Raw genomic sequence first — 13,351 nt, 5'->3', positions numbered from 1 at the left:
CACCAACACTCCCGAACACGGCCACACCCACCCTCCGGACACCGCACAACCCGGATTACCGCCGTAATCAGGTTCCCGAATACCGCCGTATTCCGGTTCCCGATTACGGCCGCAGTCCGGGGCTTGGGGGTGCTGCTCCTGTCCACGCGGGTCCGGAGCGGGCCACGTCGGTTCGGCGGCTGCGGGTGTTGGTGACGGTCACCGAGGCGACGTCGGGACGGTAGCGGTCCTCAGAGCACTCCAGCGGCGTGCCCGCCGAGTCGGTGGTGACGCGGCGCTCGCGCAGCAGCGGAGCGCCCTCGCCGACCTCCAGCAGCCGGGCGTCGGTGGTGTTGGCGGCGACCGCGTCGAAGGTGTGCCGCGCGGAGTGCAGGTCCACGCCCTGGTCGGTGAGGTGGGCGTAGATCGACCCGGCGTTGAGGTCGGCGTCGAGCAGCGAACGCCCGATCTGCTCGCGGTAGGTCATCCGCTCCAGCATCGCGGGTCTGCCGTCGAGCAGCCGCAGCCGCAGCAGCTGCACCGCCAGCGCGTCGGGTTCGAGCTGCAGCGCGGCGGCGATCGCGGGTTCGGGTTTGCGCAGGGCGATTTCCTGCAGCTGCTGGCCGGGGACGTGCCCGGTGATCTCGGCACGTCGGGTGAACGACAGGAACGACTCGAACGGCTGGCTCGGCACGGCGTCCAGGACGACCGGCCGCTTGCCCTTTCCACCACCGATCAGCCCTTCGTCGCGCAGCGCCGCGAGGGCTTGGCGGATGGGGCCTCGGGAGACCGAGAACTCCTGGCACAGCTGGGATTCCGAGGGCAGGGACTCGCCGACCGCGATGGCCCCCGACCGGATGCGCTGCCGCAGCTCGCCGGCCAGGACTCGGTGTAGTGGAGTCGTCACGAACTGGACTATACAAGCTTCAGATCCCCGTACATGTATCAACGGAAATGCCTGGTTGAACAGCGAGTGACTTGTAGATACAAGTCATTGACCATGGGTCTCGGCCACTGCGAACGTGTCCTCCGTGAGCGATTCGAGCAGTTCAAGCGACCTGATCGTGGTCGGTGCGGGCATCGTCGGTCTCGCGCACGCCGTCGCGGCGGTGGAGCGGGGGCTGTCGGTCACGGTCGTCGAGCGCGACGACCGCGCCGTCGGCGCCTCGGTCCGCAACTTCGGGCACGCCTGCATCACCGCCCAGACCGGCGAGGCGCTGCGCTTCGCCGAGCACGCCAGGAAGACCTGGCTGCACCTCGGCGAACGAGCGGCATTCGACGTCGCCGAGTGCGGGACGGTCGTGGTGGCCCGCTCAGAGGAGGAGTTCGCCGCGCTGGAGGAACTGGCCGCCGAGCGCGGCCGGGACCAGGTCCGGCTGCTCACGTCGGCCGAAACCACCGAAGCCGCACCGGTTTCGGCCGACAACCTGCGCGGAGGAGCGCTGCTGCCGCTCGACCTGCGCGTCGAGCAGCGGCGGGCCTGCGCCGCCATCGCCGAATGGCTGGCCGCCCAGCCCGGCGTCGAAATCCTCTGGTCCACGACGGTTCTCGACGTCGAGGACGGTCTCGTGCGCACCGGTCGCGGCACGCTGCGCGGTGATCGCGTCGTCGTCTGCGCCGGTCACGACCTCGACCGGATCCTGCCGGAGACGGCCGAGGAGGGCGGGATGCGCCGCTGCGTGCTGCAGATGCTGCAGCTGCGCGCCCCCGGCGTGCGGCTGAGCCCGGCGCTGCTGACCGGAACCTCGATGCTGCGCTACCCGGCTCTGGCCGCCACCGAAGGTGCCCGCGTGCTGCGAGCGCGGTTGACCGAGCAGCGGCCGGAGCTGCTGTCGGCCTCGGTCAACCACATGATGACCCAGCTCCCCTGCGGTGACCTCGTCGTCGGGGACACCCACGTCTACGACCGCACCCCCGATCCCTGGTCGTCGGAGGACTTCGACGAGCTGCTGCTCGCCGAGACCCGGGCGCTGCTCGGCCGCGACGACCTCGCGGTGGTGCGCCGCTGGCAGGGCGTCTACGCCTCCGCCGACGGCGAGTTCCTCCGCACCCGCGTCTCCCCCGGCGTCACCGCTGTCGCCGTCACCTCCGGAATCGGTATGACCACCGCTTTCGGTCTCGCCCCATCCGTCGTCGATTCCCTCTTCTAGCAACCCTTCTCGGGAGCCCGTCATGTCCTCACCTCGCAAGTTGGCCCTCGCCCTGGTGACCGGAACCGTCCTCGCGCTGACCGCCTGCGGCAGTGGCGGTGACTCCGCCGCCGAGTCCCCGACCTGCCCGAACGGCAAGATCCGCTTCGGCGTCGAACCCTTCGAAGACCCCGCCCGGCTCACCCCGGCCGCGCAGAAGCTCGGCGACGCGCTGTCGCAGAAGCTGCACTGCCCGGTCGAGGTGCAGGTGACCCAGGAGTACTCAGCCGAGGTCCTGGCCATGCAGAACGGCCAGCTCGACATCGCGATCTTCGGACCGCTGGGCTACGTCTTCGCCAGCCAGCGCGCCGAAGCCGAGGCCGTGGCCTCCTTCGCCGACGCCAACCGCACGCTGTCGACCTACACCGCGGGGATCTGGGTGCCCAAGGACTCCGACATCACCTCGGTGCAGCAGCTGCGAGGCCGTTCCCTCGCGCTGGGCGAGGTCGGTTCCACCTCCGGTGACGCGCTGCCGCGCAAGGCGCTGGCGGACAACCGGATCCCGGAGAAGGAGGTGAAGATCGACTACGCGGGCGGGCACCCGGAGGCGCTGCTGGCGCTGACCAACGGCAAGGTCGACGCCGCAGAGATCAACTCGCAGCAGCTGGCCAGCGCCACCGCAGCGGGCACGTTCGACCCCAACGCCTACCGCCAGATCTGGACCTCGGCGCCGATCCCGAACGACCCGATCACCGTGCGCGGCGACATGGACCCGGCGTTCAAGCAGGCCGTGCGCGACGCGCTGCTCAACCTCGACCCGGCCACGGTCGGCGAGATCGGCGCGCTGTTGGACGTCTCCCCGCCCGGCCCGCTGGTGCCCGTCGACCGCTCCACCTACCAGCCGCTGTTCGACCTGGCCGCCGCCCTGAAGCTCACCGAGGACGACGCCTGATGCTCACCGCCACCGGACTGACCGTCCACTACGGACCCCGCGAGGTGCTGCACCAGGTCGACGTGACCGTCGAGTCGGGTGAGCTGCTGGCCGTGCTCGGCGCCAACGGTTCCGGCAAGTCCACGCTGCTGCGCGCCACCGCCGGACTCGTGCCCAGTTCGGGGACCGTCACCATCAACGGTCGCGAACGAGGGCCGCTGGACATCGCCTTGGTGTTCCAGAGGATTCACCTCGTCGGCCGCCGCAGCGCGCTGGACAACGTCTGCGCCGGTGCGCTCGGCAGGCTACCGCTGCACCGGTCGCTGACGCCCGCGCTGTTCCCGCGCGAAGTGCGGGAGGAGGCGATGGCCTGCCTGGAGCGCGTGGGCCTCGCCGACCGCGCGCACGACCGGGCCGCCGGGCTCTCCGGCGGGCAGCAGCAGCGGGTGGCCATCGCCCGCGCGCTGTGCCAGCGCGCCCCGGTGGTGCTGGCCGACGAGCCGGTGTCCGCGCTGGACCCGGCCGCGGCCGAGCAGGTCCTGGAACTGCTGGCCGAGCTCGCCCACACCGAGCGGCTGGCGGTGCTCGCGGTGCTGCACCAGCCCGATCTCGCCCGCCGCTACGCCGACCGCGTCGTCGGGCTGCGCGACGGCTCCGTCGTCCTCGACGGAGCGCCCGACCAGCCCGTCGATTCCCTGTACCCGCACGCCCTGTTGGAGATCCCGTCGTGACCACCGCCGTGCAACCCGCGCGCCGAGAAGTTCCACCGAAACCGCCGCGCGCGCGGATCCAGGTCATCGGCTGGATCGTCGCGGCGCTGGTCGTCGCCGCTCACGCAGTCGCCTGGAACGCCACCGAGATATCGCTTTCCAAGCTCGTCGAGGGCGCCACCGGGATGGGCGAGTTCCTGTCCGAGGCCATCCCGCCGGAGCTGGACCCGGAGGTGCTCGGCGAGAGCGCATCGGCCGCGGTCGAAACGCTCTGGATCGGCATGCTCGGCACCACCCTGTCGATCCCGGCGTCGCTGCTGCTCGCGCTGCTGGCCGCCCGGGGAACCGCTGCGGGCTGGATCTACCAGGCGGCGCGCGGGCTGCTGTCGTTCCTGCGCGCGGTGCCCGACGTGGTGTTCGCGCTGATCTTCGTCACCGCGGTCGGGCTCGGTCCGTTCCCGGGCGTGCTGGCGCTGGTGTTCCACAACGTCGGCGTCATGGGCAAGTTGTGGGCGGAGACGCTGGAGGACGCCGATCCCGGCCCCGCGCAGGCGCTGCGCTCCGCCGGTGCCGGCCGCATCCAGGTCGCCGCGCACGCGCTGCTACCTGTGGTGACGCCGCAGATGGTCGGGCTGCTGCTGTACCGGTTCGACGTCAACGTCCGGTCCTCGCTGGTGCTGGGTCTCGTCGGTGCCGGTGGCATCGGGTTCCTGATCAACCAGTCGATCCAGCTGTTTCAGTTCGACGAGATGCTCACCCACATCCTGGTGGTGCTGGTGCTGATCGTCGCGGTGGACCAGCTCTCCGCCCTCATCCGCCGCCTTCTCGGGAGCACGTCGTGATCGCCCTGGTCGCCCTGGACATCGCAGGTACCACCATCGACGAGGGAGGCGCCGTCTACCGGGTCCTCGCCGAGGTCGTCGCCGAGCACGGCGCGACTCCCTCCGACGCGGACCTGCGGCACTGGATGGGCGCGGACAAGCGTGCGGCCCTGTCCGCGCTCACCGGCGATCCGGACGCGGTGGAGCGGTTGCACGACCGATTCGTGGCCCGCCTCGGCGAGGTCTACGAGCACACGCCGCCGCAACCGTTCCCGGGCGTTCCGGAAACCCTCGCGGCGCTGCGCGAATCAGGGGTGAAGGTCGCGCTGACCACCGGGTTCGACCGGCGGATCACCGACCTGATCCTGTCCGAAGTCGACTGGAAGGTCGGCGATCAGCTCGACGCCGTGGTCTGCGCGAGCGAAGTGGCAGCCGGCCGCCCGTCCCCGGGCATGATCCACCGGGCGATGGAGCTGACCGGAATCACCGACCCCGCAGAGGTTCTCACCGGAGGCGACACGGCTCTCGACGTCCAAGCGGGTCACGCCGCACGTGCCGACCAGGTCGTCGCGGTCCTCACCGGCGCCCAAACCCGGACCGAGCTGGAGCAGCACAACCCCACGCTCGTCCTCCCCGGAGTCGCTGACCTGCGCGCCGCACTCACCGCCTGACCGCGATCACAGCAGGGAGAGCTGCCCCACCCGATCCCTCCCGGAGTCGGACTGCGGCAGCTCTTCCTGCTGCGCGCGGTAGGGGTCGGTGTTGACGCCCATCGCGATCGGCTCACCGGCCCAGCGCGGGCTGGCCAGCCCCTCGCGCAGCAACGCCGCCGCGTTCGACTTCACGACGATCTTGCTGCGGAAGTCGCGCCCCGAAATGGTTCAGCGAGCGTCATACGTCGGGCGCCAGCGCACGATCGTGTGGCACTCGATTCGGCATTTCCTACTCGCCTGGACCGCTGCTCTCCTGCGCACATCAACGCGTCGATCTAACTTTTCATCATGCGAACCAAGATCGTGTGCATGTGCGTGGGGTTTGTGGCAATAGCCGCGTCTTTGGCCAGCTGCGCGAATAGACCGGTATCCGAAACCGGACACGCACAGTTCAGTGCACATGACAACGTATCCCAAGATACGGCCGGTACGGAGATCGCTCCACGCCTCGCGGGTATGCCGGCCGACGAGGACCCCGCCAACATCTATTCCGCAACGACACGGCCCGAGCGGCTCAGCGAGCCGATGCGCGCCGCCCGCGAACTCGTCTACGTGCCCAACAGCGAGGACGACACCGTCTCGGTGATCGACCCGAAGACCTTCGCCGTCATCGATACGTTCCCAGCCGGGGACGAGCCGCAGCACGTGGTGCCCTCCTACGACATGCGCTCGCTGTACGCGGTCGCGGACAAGGTGCCCGGCGGCTCGCTCACCCCGATCGACCTGCGGACCGGCAAACCCGGGGAGCCCATCCCGGTGCAGGACCCCTACAACCTCTATTTCACCCCGGATGGCAAATCCGCCATCGTCGTCGCCGAGGCCTACAAGCGCCTGGACTTCTACGACCCGCACACCTGGCAGCGGCAGAGCAGCCTTGACACCCCCGGCTGCGACGGGGTCAATCACATGGACTTCACCGCTGACGGCAAACGCGCCCTGGTGGCCTGCGAGTTCGCCAACAAGGCCATCGTGCTCGACGTCGAGAACCGACAGATCATCAAGGACTTCCACCTGCCCGAAAGCCACCACGGCATGCCGCAGGACACCCGTCTCTCCCCGGACGGCAAGACCTTCTACATGGCCGACATGAAGGCCGGCGGTTTCTACACGTTCAGCGGCGACGCCATGGAACAACTCGGGTTCGTCCCCACCGGCAGCGGCACGCACGGAATCTACTTCTCCCGCGACACGACGCGAATGTTCGTCACCAATCGCGGCGAGGGCAGCGTCAGCGTGCTCGACGCCAACACCCAGCAACCCATCACCACATGGCACATCCCCGGCGGCGGCAGCCCCGACATGGGTGCGCTGTCACCTGACGGACGGCAGCTGTGGCTGTCCGGGCGCTACCACGCCGAGGTCTACGTCTTCGACACCACCGACGGCAGGCTGCTCACCCGCATCCCGGTAGGCAACGGCCCACACGGGCTGACCTACCTCCCCCAACCCGGCCGCTACTCGCTGGGCCACACCAGCAACATCCGCTAACCGACGGCGCCGGGCCGAATCCGCTCCCAGAGGGCACGAGGGGCTCCCTTTCCCGTGGCACTCCGGGCCCCTTGGGCGATCCCGCGCCCGGAATCTTGCACGAACTGAGAGAAGACACACCAAGCGGGACCACGAGCAGAACCAAGAGACGACGAAGGCGCCCGCCTGGCAGTTGCTGCCAGACGGGCGCCTATCTGAGAAGCCGTGCGTCTATGGTCGCGGAGTTCTTCACCCTCGAGATCACAGCAGAGCGAGCTGATGCGCGCGGTCCCGATCGGTATCGGATTGCGGCGCATCAAGCCGCTGCGTGCGGAAGTTCTCCTGCCGCTGAGGATGCGCCAGCCCGTGACGCTTCTTAGCCTCCTCGACCAAGTCGAGAACCTTCCGCTGATAAGCCTTCGGGGCGTAGGCACCGTTGCGGTACAACCGCTCGTACAACGGGAGCAGGTCCGGCCGCTGGGCGCTCAGCCACTCGTGGAACCACTCGCGCGCTCCCGGGGCGCAGGTGGAGCACGATCGGCGTCAGGCTCACCGCCCCCGCCTCGGCGATCGCGGCCACCGTCGCGTCGATCTCCTCCGGTGAGTCGCTGAGCCCGGGCAGGATCGGCGCCATCAGCACCGAGCACCCGATGCCGGCCTCGGCGAAGCGGCGCACCACGTCGAGCCGCCGCAGCGGTGATGGCGTTCCCGGCTCCACGACCCGCCACAGGTCCTCGTCGACCGACCCGACCGACACCGCGATGGACACCCGGGTCCGCCGCGCGGCCTGCGCGATCAGGTCCAGGTCCCGCAGGATCAGCGTGCCCTTGGTCAAGATCGAGAACGGGTTCGCCCGATCCCGCAACGCGGCGATGATCTCCGGCATCAACCGGTAGCGCCCCTCCGCGCGCTGGTAGGGATCGGTGTTGGTGCCCATCGCGATCGGCTCGCCGGACCAGCGCGGGCTGGCCAGCTCCTTGCGCAGCAACGCCGCCGCGTTCGTCTTCACGACGATCTTGCTGTCGAAGTCACGCCCCGAATCCAGGTCCAGGTACGTGTGAGTCCGCCGTGCGAAGCAGTAGACGCACACTGCCTCGCATGCCTCACAAAACCATCCTGACCTGCAAAGATATGCTCACAACATGGGGTCGCTCTAGCCGGTGCCGACGAGGAGGCATCATCGACGGCGGCCACCACGGTGAGGTCGGCTACTTCATCGAACCCACGGTCATTGTCGGCGCCCGGCCCGGGATGACGGTGGTTGAAAAAGAGATCTTCGGGCTCGTAATCACCGTGCAGCGGTTCGACTCCACAGAGGAAGTTGTCGCTGTCGCCTACGGACTCGCCGGCGGACTCTGGACGAGAGATCTCGCGCTGGCCATTCGGTCGCCGCGAAGCTGCGGACGGGCACCGTCTGGGTAAACTCCTGCAACCATAAACCGCATGGTAGGTGGGCAACCCTCTCGAACGCTCTTTTACCCTGCGGGTCCGGCAAAAGTTGCACGCATACCCAACAGTGCGTCCACGCATAGGAATGCGAGCAGCGAGATCCCCAACAGGGGCACCGCACAGCCAACACCGATCGTCACCAACACACCGCCGAGCAGCAGAGGAATCGGCAGTCTGCGCCAGGCGCCACGCGACGGTGGGTTGCCGAACCCACGAGTGGGGCGGCGTAGCCACCACATCCTGTAGCCCCAGATGATCACGCAAATGGCCGCGATCATCAGCGCGGCGAGGGCGACCTGGTTCGGCCAGCCGAACAGCAGGCCCATGTGCGCGTCGACGCCCCATCGGGACAGCTTGGCCATCAGGGGATAGTCAGCGAAGCGGACGCTGTCGGTGATCTGCCCTGTCACGGGGTGAATCGCCACGGAATCCTGCTGGGTGGGCCAGCTGCGCCCCGTCTCTTGCACGGTGTAGGCGGCACCGATGTGCTCCGACGGGGTGATCTCCATCCGCCCGGTCAGCCCGTGGCGGGTAGCGACCTGCCGAACTTGGTCGTATCCGATGTCGATTCGACTGCTCGACTGCTCGAACGAGACGCGCATCGGAAGTCCCTTGGCGACCGTCGGCGTCTCCCAGGACAGCGTCTCGCGCAGCTTCGCGATGTTGTCCCCGGCGAAGGACGACCAGGTCAGTCCGGTCGCGGAGAGGAACAGCAAGCCGACCGCGATGCCGGCTCCGGTCAAGCCGTGCCACGACAGCACGCGCGTCCGGCCAGGCGGCTTGATCCGAAGTTTCCGGGTTGCGCGCCGCCGACCGAACCACAGGGCGAGGCCGCCGAGCGCCACCACCCACATCCAGCTGGCCGCCAGCTCGCTGTAGATCCGCCCGAGGTCGCCGAGGTGCAGGCCGCGGTGCAGTTCCGATACCCACGCGCGCAGGGGCAGGGCCTGGTTGCTGCCGTAGGTGTCCAGCACACCGCGGATCTCTGCGTCGTGCGGATCGACGAACACCGTGCGGTAGTAGCTCTCCGGCAAGTCCTCACTGGTGAAGATCACCTGCGTGGTGTCGGTGGAGGTCGCGGCCGGACGCACCGCCTTCAGCTCAGCCTCGGGCAGCGCGTTCCGCGCGACGTTGACCTGGGTCGACAGCGGCACCTGAGCCCCGGTGGTGGGCACGTGCAGCTGCTGTCCGTACATCGCCTCCTCCAACTGCGGTGTGAGCACGTACAGCAGCCCGGTCATCGCCGCGATCAGGATGAAGGGCGCGACGAGCACACCGGCGAAGAAGTGCAGGCGCAGCAGCAGCGGTCGCAGCGCGACCCACCGGGTGCAGCGACCCTCCGGCCCAGCCTTGTCGATTACCTCAGTTGTTCTCGTTTCACCTGCGACCACGGCGTGGGCCTTCCTGTTTCAACGAGTGCATTCGGAACGAGTGAAGGGAGCCTCTTCACCTGGGCCGGCTCAGCCCTCGAGCGCTGCGGCGGTGCGCAACTCCGGCTCCGGTGTCACCGGGAAGAAAGGGCTCAGCCGGTCCTGATTCGCATCCAGCCAGTCGCGCAGTGGCTGGCCGTGCTGCATCTCGAACGAGTCGATGACGACGAACAAGCGCCGTCGTGACTGGTCGGCCAGTCTCGTGAGGAACTCAGCGACCTGCTGCCCACAACAGGGATCGCTGAACACCGCGAACTCCGTCGAACGCCGGCTGGAAAGAGCCGACAGGACACCGCCCTCCCGGGAGTTCGTCCACGTCAGCCAATACATCGCGGCGTCCTGCAGCTGGGCGGACCTCGCGAGCATCGGTTGGTCGCAATGCCTCCACCGCACAACCGCCCGCGGATCACGAGCGGTGGCGTGCGGCAACCGCTCGGGCTGGGCCAGCTCCCATCGCCGGAGGTAACTGCTGACCGTGTTCAGCGTGAGCCGCACTCCGTGCACTCGCTCGACCAGATCGGCCACCGCCTGCCGCGTCCAGAGCGGATGCGGATGACCGGTCGCGTCGGGAAAGCGGTCGGTCAGGTGCTCGATGATCTGCGTCTGCACCTCCTCGTTCAGCACCCGGTGCATCCCAGCTCGACGACCACGTCGCCTCGGTCGGAACGACTCCTCTCCGCGGTCTTGGTATGCGCGCACCCAGCGATTGACGGCGGGCCGGGACACCCCGAACACCCGTGACACCTCGACCTGCGTCGCACCTGAGTCCACAGCTGCCACGACCCGGCGGCGCAGATCCTCCAGAGCCTCGGCGGAAATCTTGCGGGCGTCCCTCACGTTCATTTCCGTCTCCACAGGTATGAGCCATGAAAACCCCTATGCACGAGCACTCCTCAGGAAATCTTAACGGAATCTTGCGCCATTTCTCATGTATTCGGTGTTACCTCGATATTCCAGCCGTCGACAGCGGAATCGCAACGAACCCTAGGCCTCGACGTGTTTCATCGATGTCGGTCGCCGGTAAAAACCGTGTTCGCGACCCCTTTCCCGATTGCGGCGAAGCAGGGAAACCATTCGGAGCACAGGACTGAATCGGAAAAACAAATGACATCGACCCGGCGGTCGAGCGTGCGACAACAGCGGCCGTCACCAGCACGTTCTGCGACCGCAGCGGTTCTTCTGGGTGTGACGAATTTGCTCGGCCGATCGCGGGTCGTTCGTCGTCCTTCTGCGGACAGTGCTCGCACGCCGGTTCGTGGCTGCTCCGCATCAATGAGCGGGTTTAGCACGGGCGTCACACTTCGGACACCGGCCGAGGATGACGGGGTTGTTTAAATGGGTTCGAACAGGACCTATTTTCCGGGGCCACCGAGCCCGGCAGGAGGAACAGTCGATGACAGGCACCGGAGGCCGTTTCACCGCCGACGACATCGCGCATCGGGAGCACCCCGTGATCCCGGAGCAACCCGAACCCGGCGAGGAGGCCGACCTGTCCGAACTCATCGAGCTGCTGTCCACCGATCTGGAGGACGCGATCGAAGCGACGCTCGACCAGCGCTCAGCTGAGCCGGCACGTCGGTTCGCCAGACGAGTCGCCGAGACCGACCTCCTCGTGGCCCTCGGCGAGCCGGATCCGGACGAGGCCGTGGAAACCCTCGGCAGCACGGTGCTGTTCGTGCTGGTGGTCAGCCGGTTGACCGGAGCACTGCACGCCTCGCCAGGCGACGGTCTGGCCGGGGCGGCAGTGACTGCAGTGAGCGAGCACATCGGAACCGAGTCCGCCGAACTGGCCCACGAGGCGATCGGTCTGCTGGACGGTCCAGAACCTCGGGAGCGCGGGATCGAGCTGAGCGAGCAGGTGCTGCTGTCGCTCCTCCTGCTGGCCGCGGGGTTCGCGCTGCGCGACTGCCAGAACAGCCCTGAACTCCCCGGCTCCCACGAGCCGTGCTGGCACGACGAGGACAGCACCGTGAGCTGACGTCAGGAGGCCGCAACAGCCACCAGAACCACCGCGCGAGCATTCCGGGCATGAGCACCGAACGTCACAAACCCGTCACTCGGCAAATACGCATCTGACATTCACCTTCTCCAGTGTGTTCCTCGTGCGGTTGACGAAGTTCACGGATCTGTCCCTGCGAATCGTCCTGCGGCTCGCTCAAGGAGATGGCATCAGGCGCATCACCGCCAGAGAAGTGGCCATGGCGGTGGGTGCGCCGCATACCCATGTCGCGAAGGCCGTCAGCAAGCTGCAGCACCTGGATGTCGTGGACGCGCGCCGCGGACGCGGCGGTGGCCTCACGCTCACTCCGCTGGGCAAGCAGGCGTCGGTGGGCTGGATCGTTCGTGAGCTCGAGGGTTCCGGCGACGTGGTCGGCTGCGTTGACGACCCGCCGTGCCCGCTGTTGCGTGGTTGCGCACTACGTGGGGCGCTGCGGGTGGCGCAGGAGGCGTTCTACGCATCGCTGGATCCGCTCACGGTTCGTGACCTGGTGGCAGGACGCGAAACGTGGCTCGGGCAACTTCGAGAACGCTCGTATTCAGACGCAGGCTGAGCCGGTTCTACGCGCACTCGAGGAATTCACAATGGAGGTCGGGGATGACACCAGGCACAACAGCTTCCGAGCAGACCATGAAGCCCTCTCGGGTGGCACTAGCCTTCCCAACTGTTTCTGGCCGTGCTGCGGAGACTACGGATCTGAGTGGCCGCGCTGCGCTCTCGTCCACAGCGATCCGCACGTGGATGCAAACCTACCGAGGCAGCACCGAGACTCGCTGAGCCTGGATCCGACCACGGGCACGGCGTCGCCTGTGGCTGATCAGTCGACGCACCTGTCCTCGGTCAATCCCGAGCCAATTGCTGACCTTCGGGGTTCGCGGATTCCCGGATTCCCTAGAGAGATTCCTGCAACTCCGCGACCTCCGGCGGCCAGGCCCTGATGAAGAGATCCACCGCCCGCCCGAGCTGCATGCGCAGTCGCTGTCGGAAATCAGTCAGTTGCGGTCGGTCGAACGGCTGGGTGCTCAGTTCGAAGAAGAGCAGTCCGCGACCAGTCACGGCCAGCAGCGCGTGGACGGGACCGGAATCCGCCATCGGCTGCGTGCACACCCAAGCGACTGCCAGCCGCTGCACCCCCGCTGAGATTTCGGGCAGTTCGCCCGGCTTGATCGGCGGAAGTGACTTGGTAGTCAGTCCCCAGCGCACGAGGTACTGGTCAATGGTGGCCGGGCCGAGCCTGGTGCCGAACTGGTCGCGGATCAGCTCCGCGACCGCCCGTCGCGTCCACAGCAGGTACGGCAAGCCCGCGCGCTCCGGAGGGCCAGCGGAGATCGCCTGCACCACCCACCCCTGCTGCGACGGGAGCAACGCCATCCGTGACCCGGCGCGCCTGCCCTTCTTCCGGACGACGAATGCCTGCTCGCCGTTCGAGCGGTACTCGCGCACCCAGTTGCCGACGGATTTGCGGGAGATCCCGTGGTTCTGGGCGACGCAGCTCATCGACAGGCCGGCTTCGACCTCGGCGACCACCTGCCGTCGCAACTTCTGCAACGCGTCCGCGGACAGGCTTCGGGCGCCGCCGTGCAACCGGTTCTCGCATTCCACTCGTAGCTCCCTCCTGGGAATTCGTCGCTGCGTTCTCGCGCCCCGCCCGGCGATGCCGCGCACGCGACCTGCCCGCGGCGGCCGGCACTGCGCCGACCGCCGCCGCGCGGACCGGTCGGCG

At 68.0% G+C, this 13,351-nt stretch carries 16 protein-coding genes; 9 read left to right on the top strand and 7 right to left on the bottom strand.

Annotated elements, in window-relative coordinates; translation table 11 throughout:
* Positions 1-103: 103 nt before the first annotated feature.
* Positions 104-886 carry a GntR family transcriptional regulator gene (locus E1181_RS25075; RefSeq protein ID WP_132678398.1) on the bottom strand — a complete coding sequence of 261 codons (783 nt, stop codon included), beginning with the start codon at positions 884-886 and terminating at the stop codon, positions 104-106.
* A gap of 124 nt (positions 887-1,010) precedes the next feature.
* Between E1181_RS25075 and E1181_RS25070 the strand changes: the two genes are divergently transcribed.
* From E1181_RS25070 to E1181_RS25050, 5 genes are read left to right on the top strand one after another with little or no spacing between them, the layout of a single operon-like run.
* Positions 1,011-2,129, top strand: coding sequence for a TIGR03364 family FAD-dependent oxidoreductase (locus tag E1181_RS25070; protein ID WP_235877026.1), 1,119 nt, complete (start codon positions 1,011-1,013; stop codon positions 2,127-2,129).
* 22 nt (positions 2,130-2,151) lie between these two features.
* Positions 2,152-3,060, top strand: coding sequence for a phosphate/phosphite/phosphonate ABC transporter substrate-binding protein (locus E1181_RS25065; protein ID WP_132678396.1), 909 nt, complete (start codon positions 2,152-2,154; stop codon positions 3,058-3,060).
* Positions 3,060-3,770, top strand: a complete 711-nt coding sequence (locus E1181_RS25060; protein ID WP_132678395.1) for a phosphonate ABC transporter ATP-binding protein — start codon at positions 3,060-3,062, stop codon at positions 3,768-3,770. Before E1181_RS25065 ends, E1181_RS25060 begins: the two co-directional genes overlap by 1 nt.
* Positions 3,767-4,591, top strand: a complete 825-nt coding sequence (gene phnE / locus E1181_RS25055) for a phosphonate ABC transporter, permease protein PhnE (RefSeq protein WP_132678393.1) — start codon at positions 3,767-3,769, stop codon at positions 4,589-4,591. Before E1181_RS25060 ends, phnE begins: the two co-directional genes overlap by 4 nt.
* Positions 4,588-5,241: a phosphonatase-like hydrolase gene (locus E1181_RS25050; RefSeq protein ID WP_132678391.1), complete on the top strand. Its 654-nt coding sequence runs from the start codon at positions 4,588-4,590 to the stop codon at positions 5,239-5,241. The genes phnE and E1181_RS25050 overlap by 4 nt, the downstream gene beginning before the upstream one ends.
* A 6-nt stretch (positions 5,242-5,247) precedes the next feature.
* Here E1181_RS25050 and E1181_RS31840 read toward each other — a convergent pair whose 3' ends face one another.
* Entirely contained in the window at positions 5,248-5,415 is a 168-nt protein-coding gene (locus tag E1181_RS31840) for a hypothetical protein (protein WP_207922300.1), read from the bottom strand.
* Positions 5,416-5,739: 324 nt separating this feature from the next.
* Here E1181_RS31840 and E1181_RS25040 point away from each other — a divergent pair, with 324 nt between their 5' ends.
* On the top strand, positions 5,740-6,771 hold the full coding sequence (locus E1181_RS25040; protein WP_235877025.1) for a YncE family protein: 1,032 nt from the start codon (positions 5,740-5,742) through the stop codon (positions 6,769-6,771).
* A gap of 240 nt (positions 6,772-7,011) precedes the next feature.
* Here the strand turns inward: E1181_RS25040 and E1181_RS32630 are convergent, their stop codons facing one another.
* The gene (locus E1181_RS32630) at positions 7,012-7,143 is read right to left on the bottom strand and encodes a hypothetical protein (protein ID WP_268952504.1); all 132 of its coding nucleotides are present in this window, start codon (positions 7,141-7,143) and stop codon (positions 7,012-7,014) included.
* Positions 7,127-7,840: a radical SAM protein gene (locus E1181_RS25035; RefSeq protein WP_235877024.1), complete on the bottom strand. Its 714-nt coding sequence runs from the start codon at positions 7,838-7,840 to the stop codon at positions 7,127-7,129. Before E1181_RS25035 ends, E1181_RS32630 begins: the two co-directional genes overlap by 17 nt.
* Positions 7,841-7,848: 8 nt before the next feature.
* Here E1181_RS25035 and E1181_RS32975 point away from each other — a divergent pair, with 8 nt between their 5' ends.
* A complete protein-coding gene (locus E1181_RS32975; RefSeq protein ID WP_132678389.1) occupies positions 7,849-8,172 on the top strand; it encodes an aldehyde dehydrogenase family protein in 324 nt (107 codons plus the stop codon).
* Between the two features lie 53 nt (positions 8,173-8,225).
* Here the strand turns inward: E1181_RS32975 and E1181_RS25025 are convergent, their stop codons facing one another.
* Together E1181_RS25025 and E1181_RS25020 are read right to left on the bottom strand one after the other, a co-directional pair.
* Entirely contained in the window at positions 8,226-9,590 is a 1,365-nt protein-coding gene (locus E1181_RS25025; RefSeq protein WP_132678387.1) for a PepSY-associated TM helix domain-containing protein, read from the bottom strand.
* Between the two features lie 69 nt (positions 9,591-9,659).
* Complete coding sequence (locus E1181_RS25020; RefSeq protein ID WP_132678386.1) at positions 9,660-10,472, bottom strand: helix-turn-helix domain-containing protein; 813 nt, start codon at positions 10,470-10,472, stop codon at positions 9,660-9,662.
* Positions 10,473-11,022: 550 nt separating this feature from the next.
* Between E1181_RS25020 and E1181_RS25015 the strand changes: the two genes are divergently transcribed.
* Together E1181_RS25015 and E1181_RS25010 are read left to right on the top strand one after the other, a co-directional pair.
* A complete protein-coding gene (locus E1181_RS25015; protein WP_132678384.1) occupies positions 11,023-11,607 on the top strand; it encodes a hypothetical protein in 585 nt (194 codons plus the stop codon).
* A 124-nt stretch (positions 11,608-11,731) separates the two neighbouring features.
* Positions 11,732-12,181, top strand: coding sequence for an RrF2 family transcriptional regulator (locus E1181_RS25010; protein ID WP_132678382.1), 450 nt, complete (start codon positions 11,732-11,734; stop codon positions 12,179-12,181).
* 338 nt (positions 12,182-12,519) lie between these two features.
* Here E1181_RS25010 and E1181_RS25005 read toward each other — a convergent pair whose 3' ends face one another.
* Positions 12,520-13,293 (bottom strand): helix-turn-helix domain-containing protein, encoded by a 774-nt coding sequence (locus E1181_RS25005; protein ID WP_235877023.1) that lies wholly within the window; start codon positions 13,291-13,293, stop codon positions 12,520-12,522.
* Positions 13,294-13,351 lie beyond the last annotated feature (58 nt).

Origin of the sequence: Saccharopolyspora terrae (genome assembly GCF_004348435.1) — a bacterium.
Taxonomy (GTDB): Bacteria; Actinomycetota; Actinomycetes; order Mycobacteriales; family Pseudonocardiaceae; genus Saccharopolyspora; species Saccharopolyspora endophytica.
This window is presented reverse-complemented; position numbering and strand designations above follow the sequence as displayed.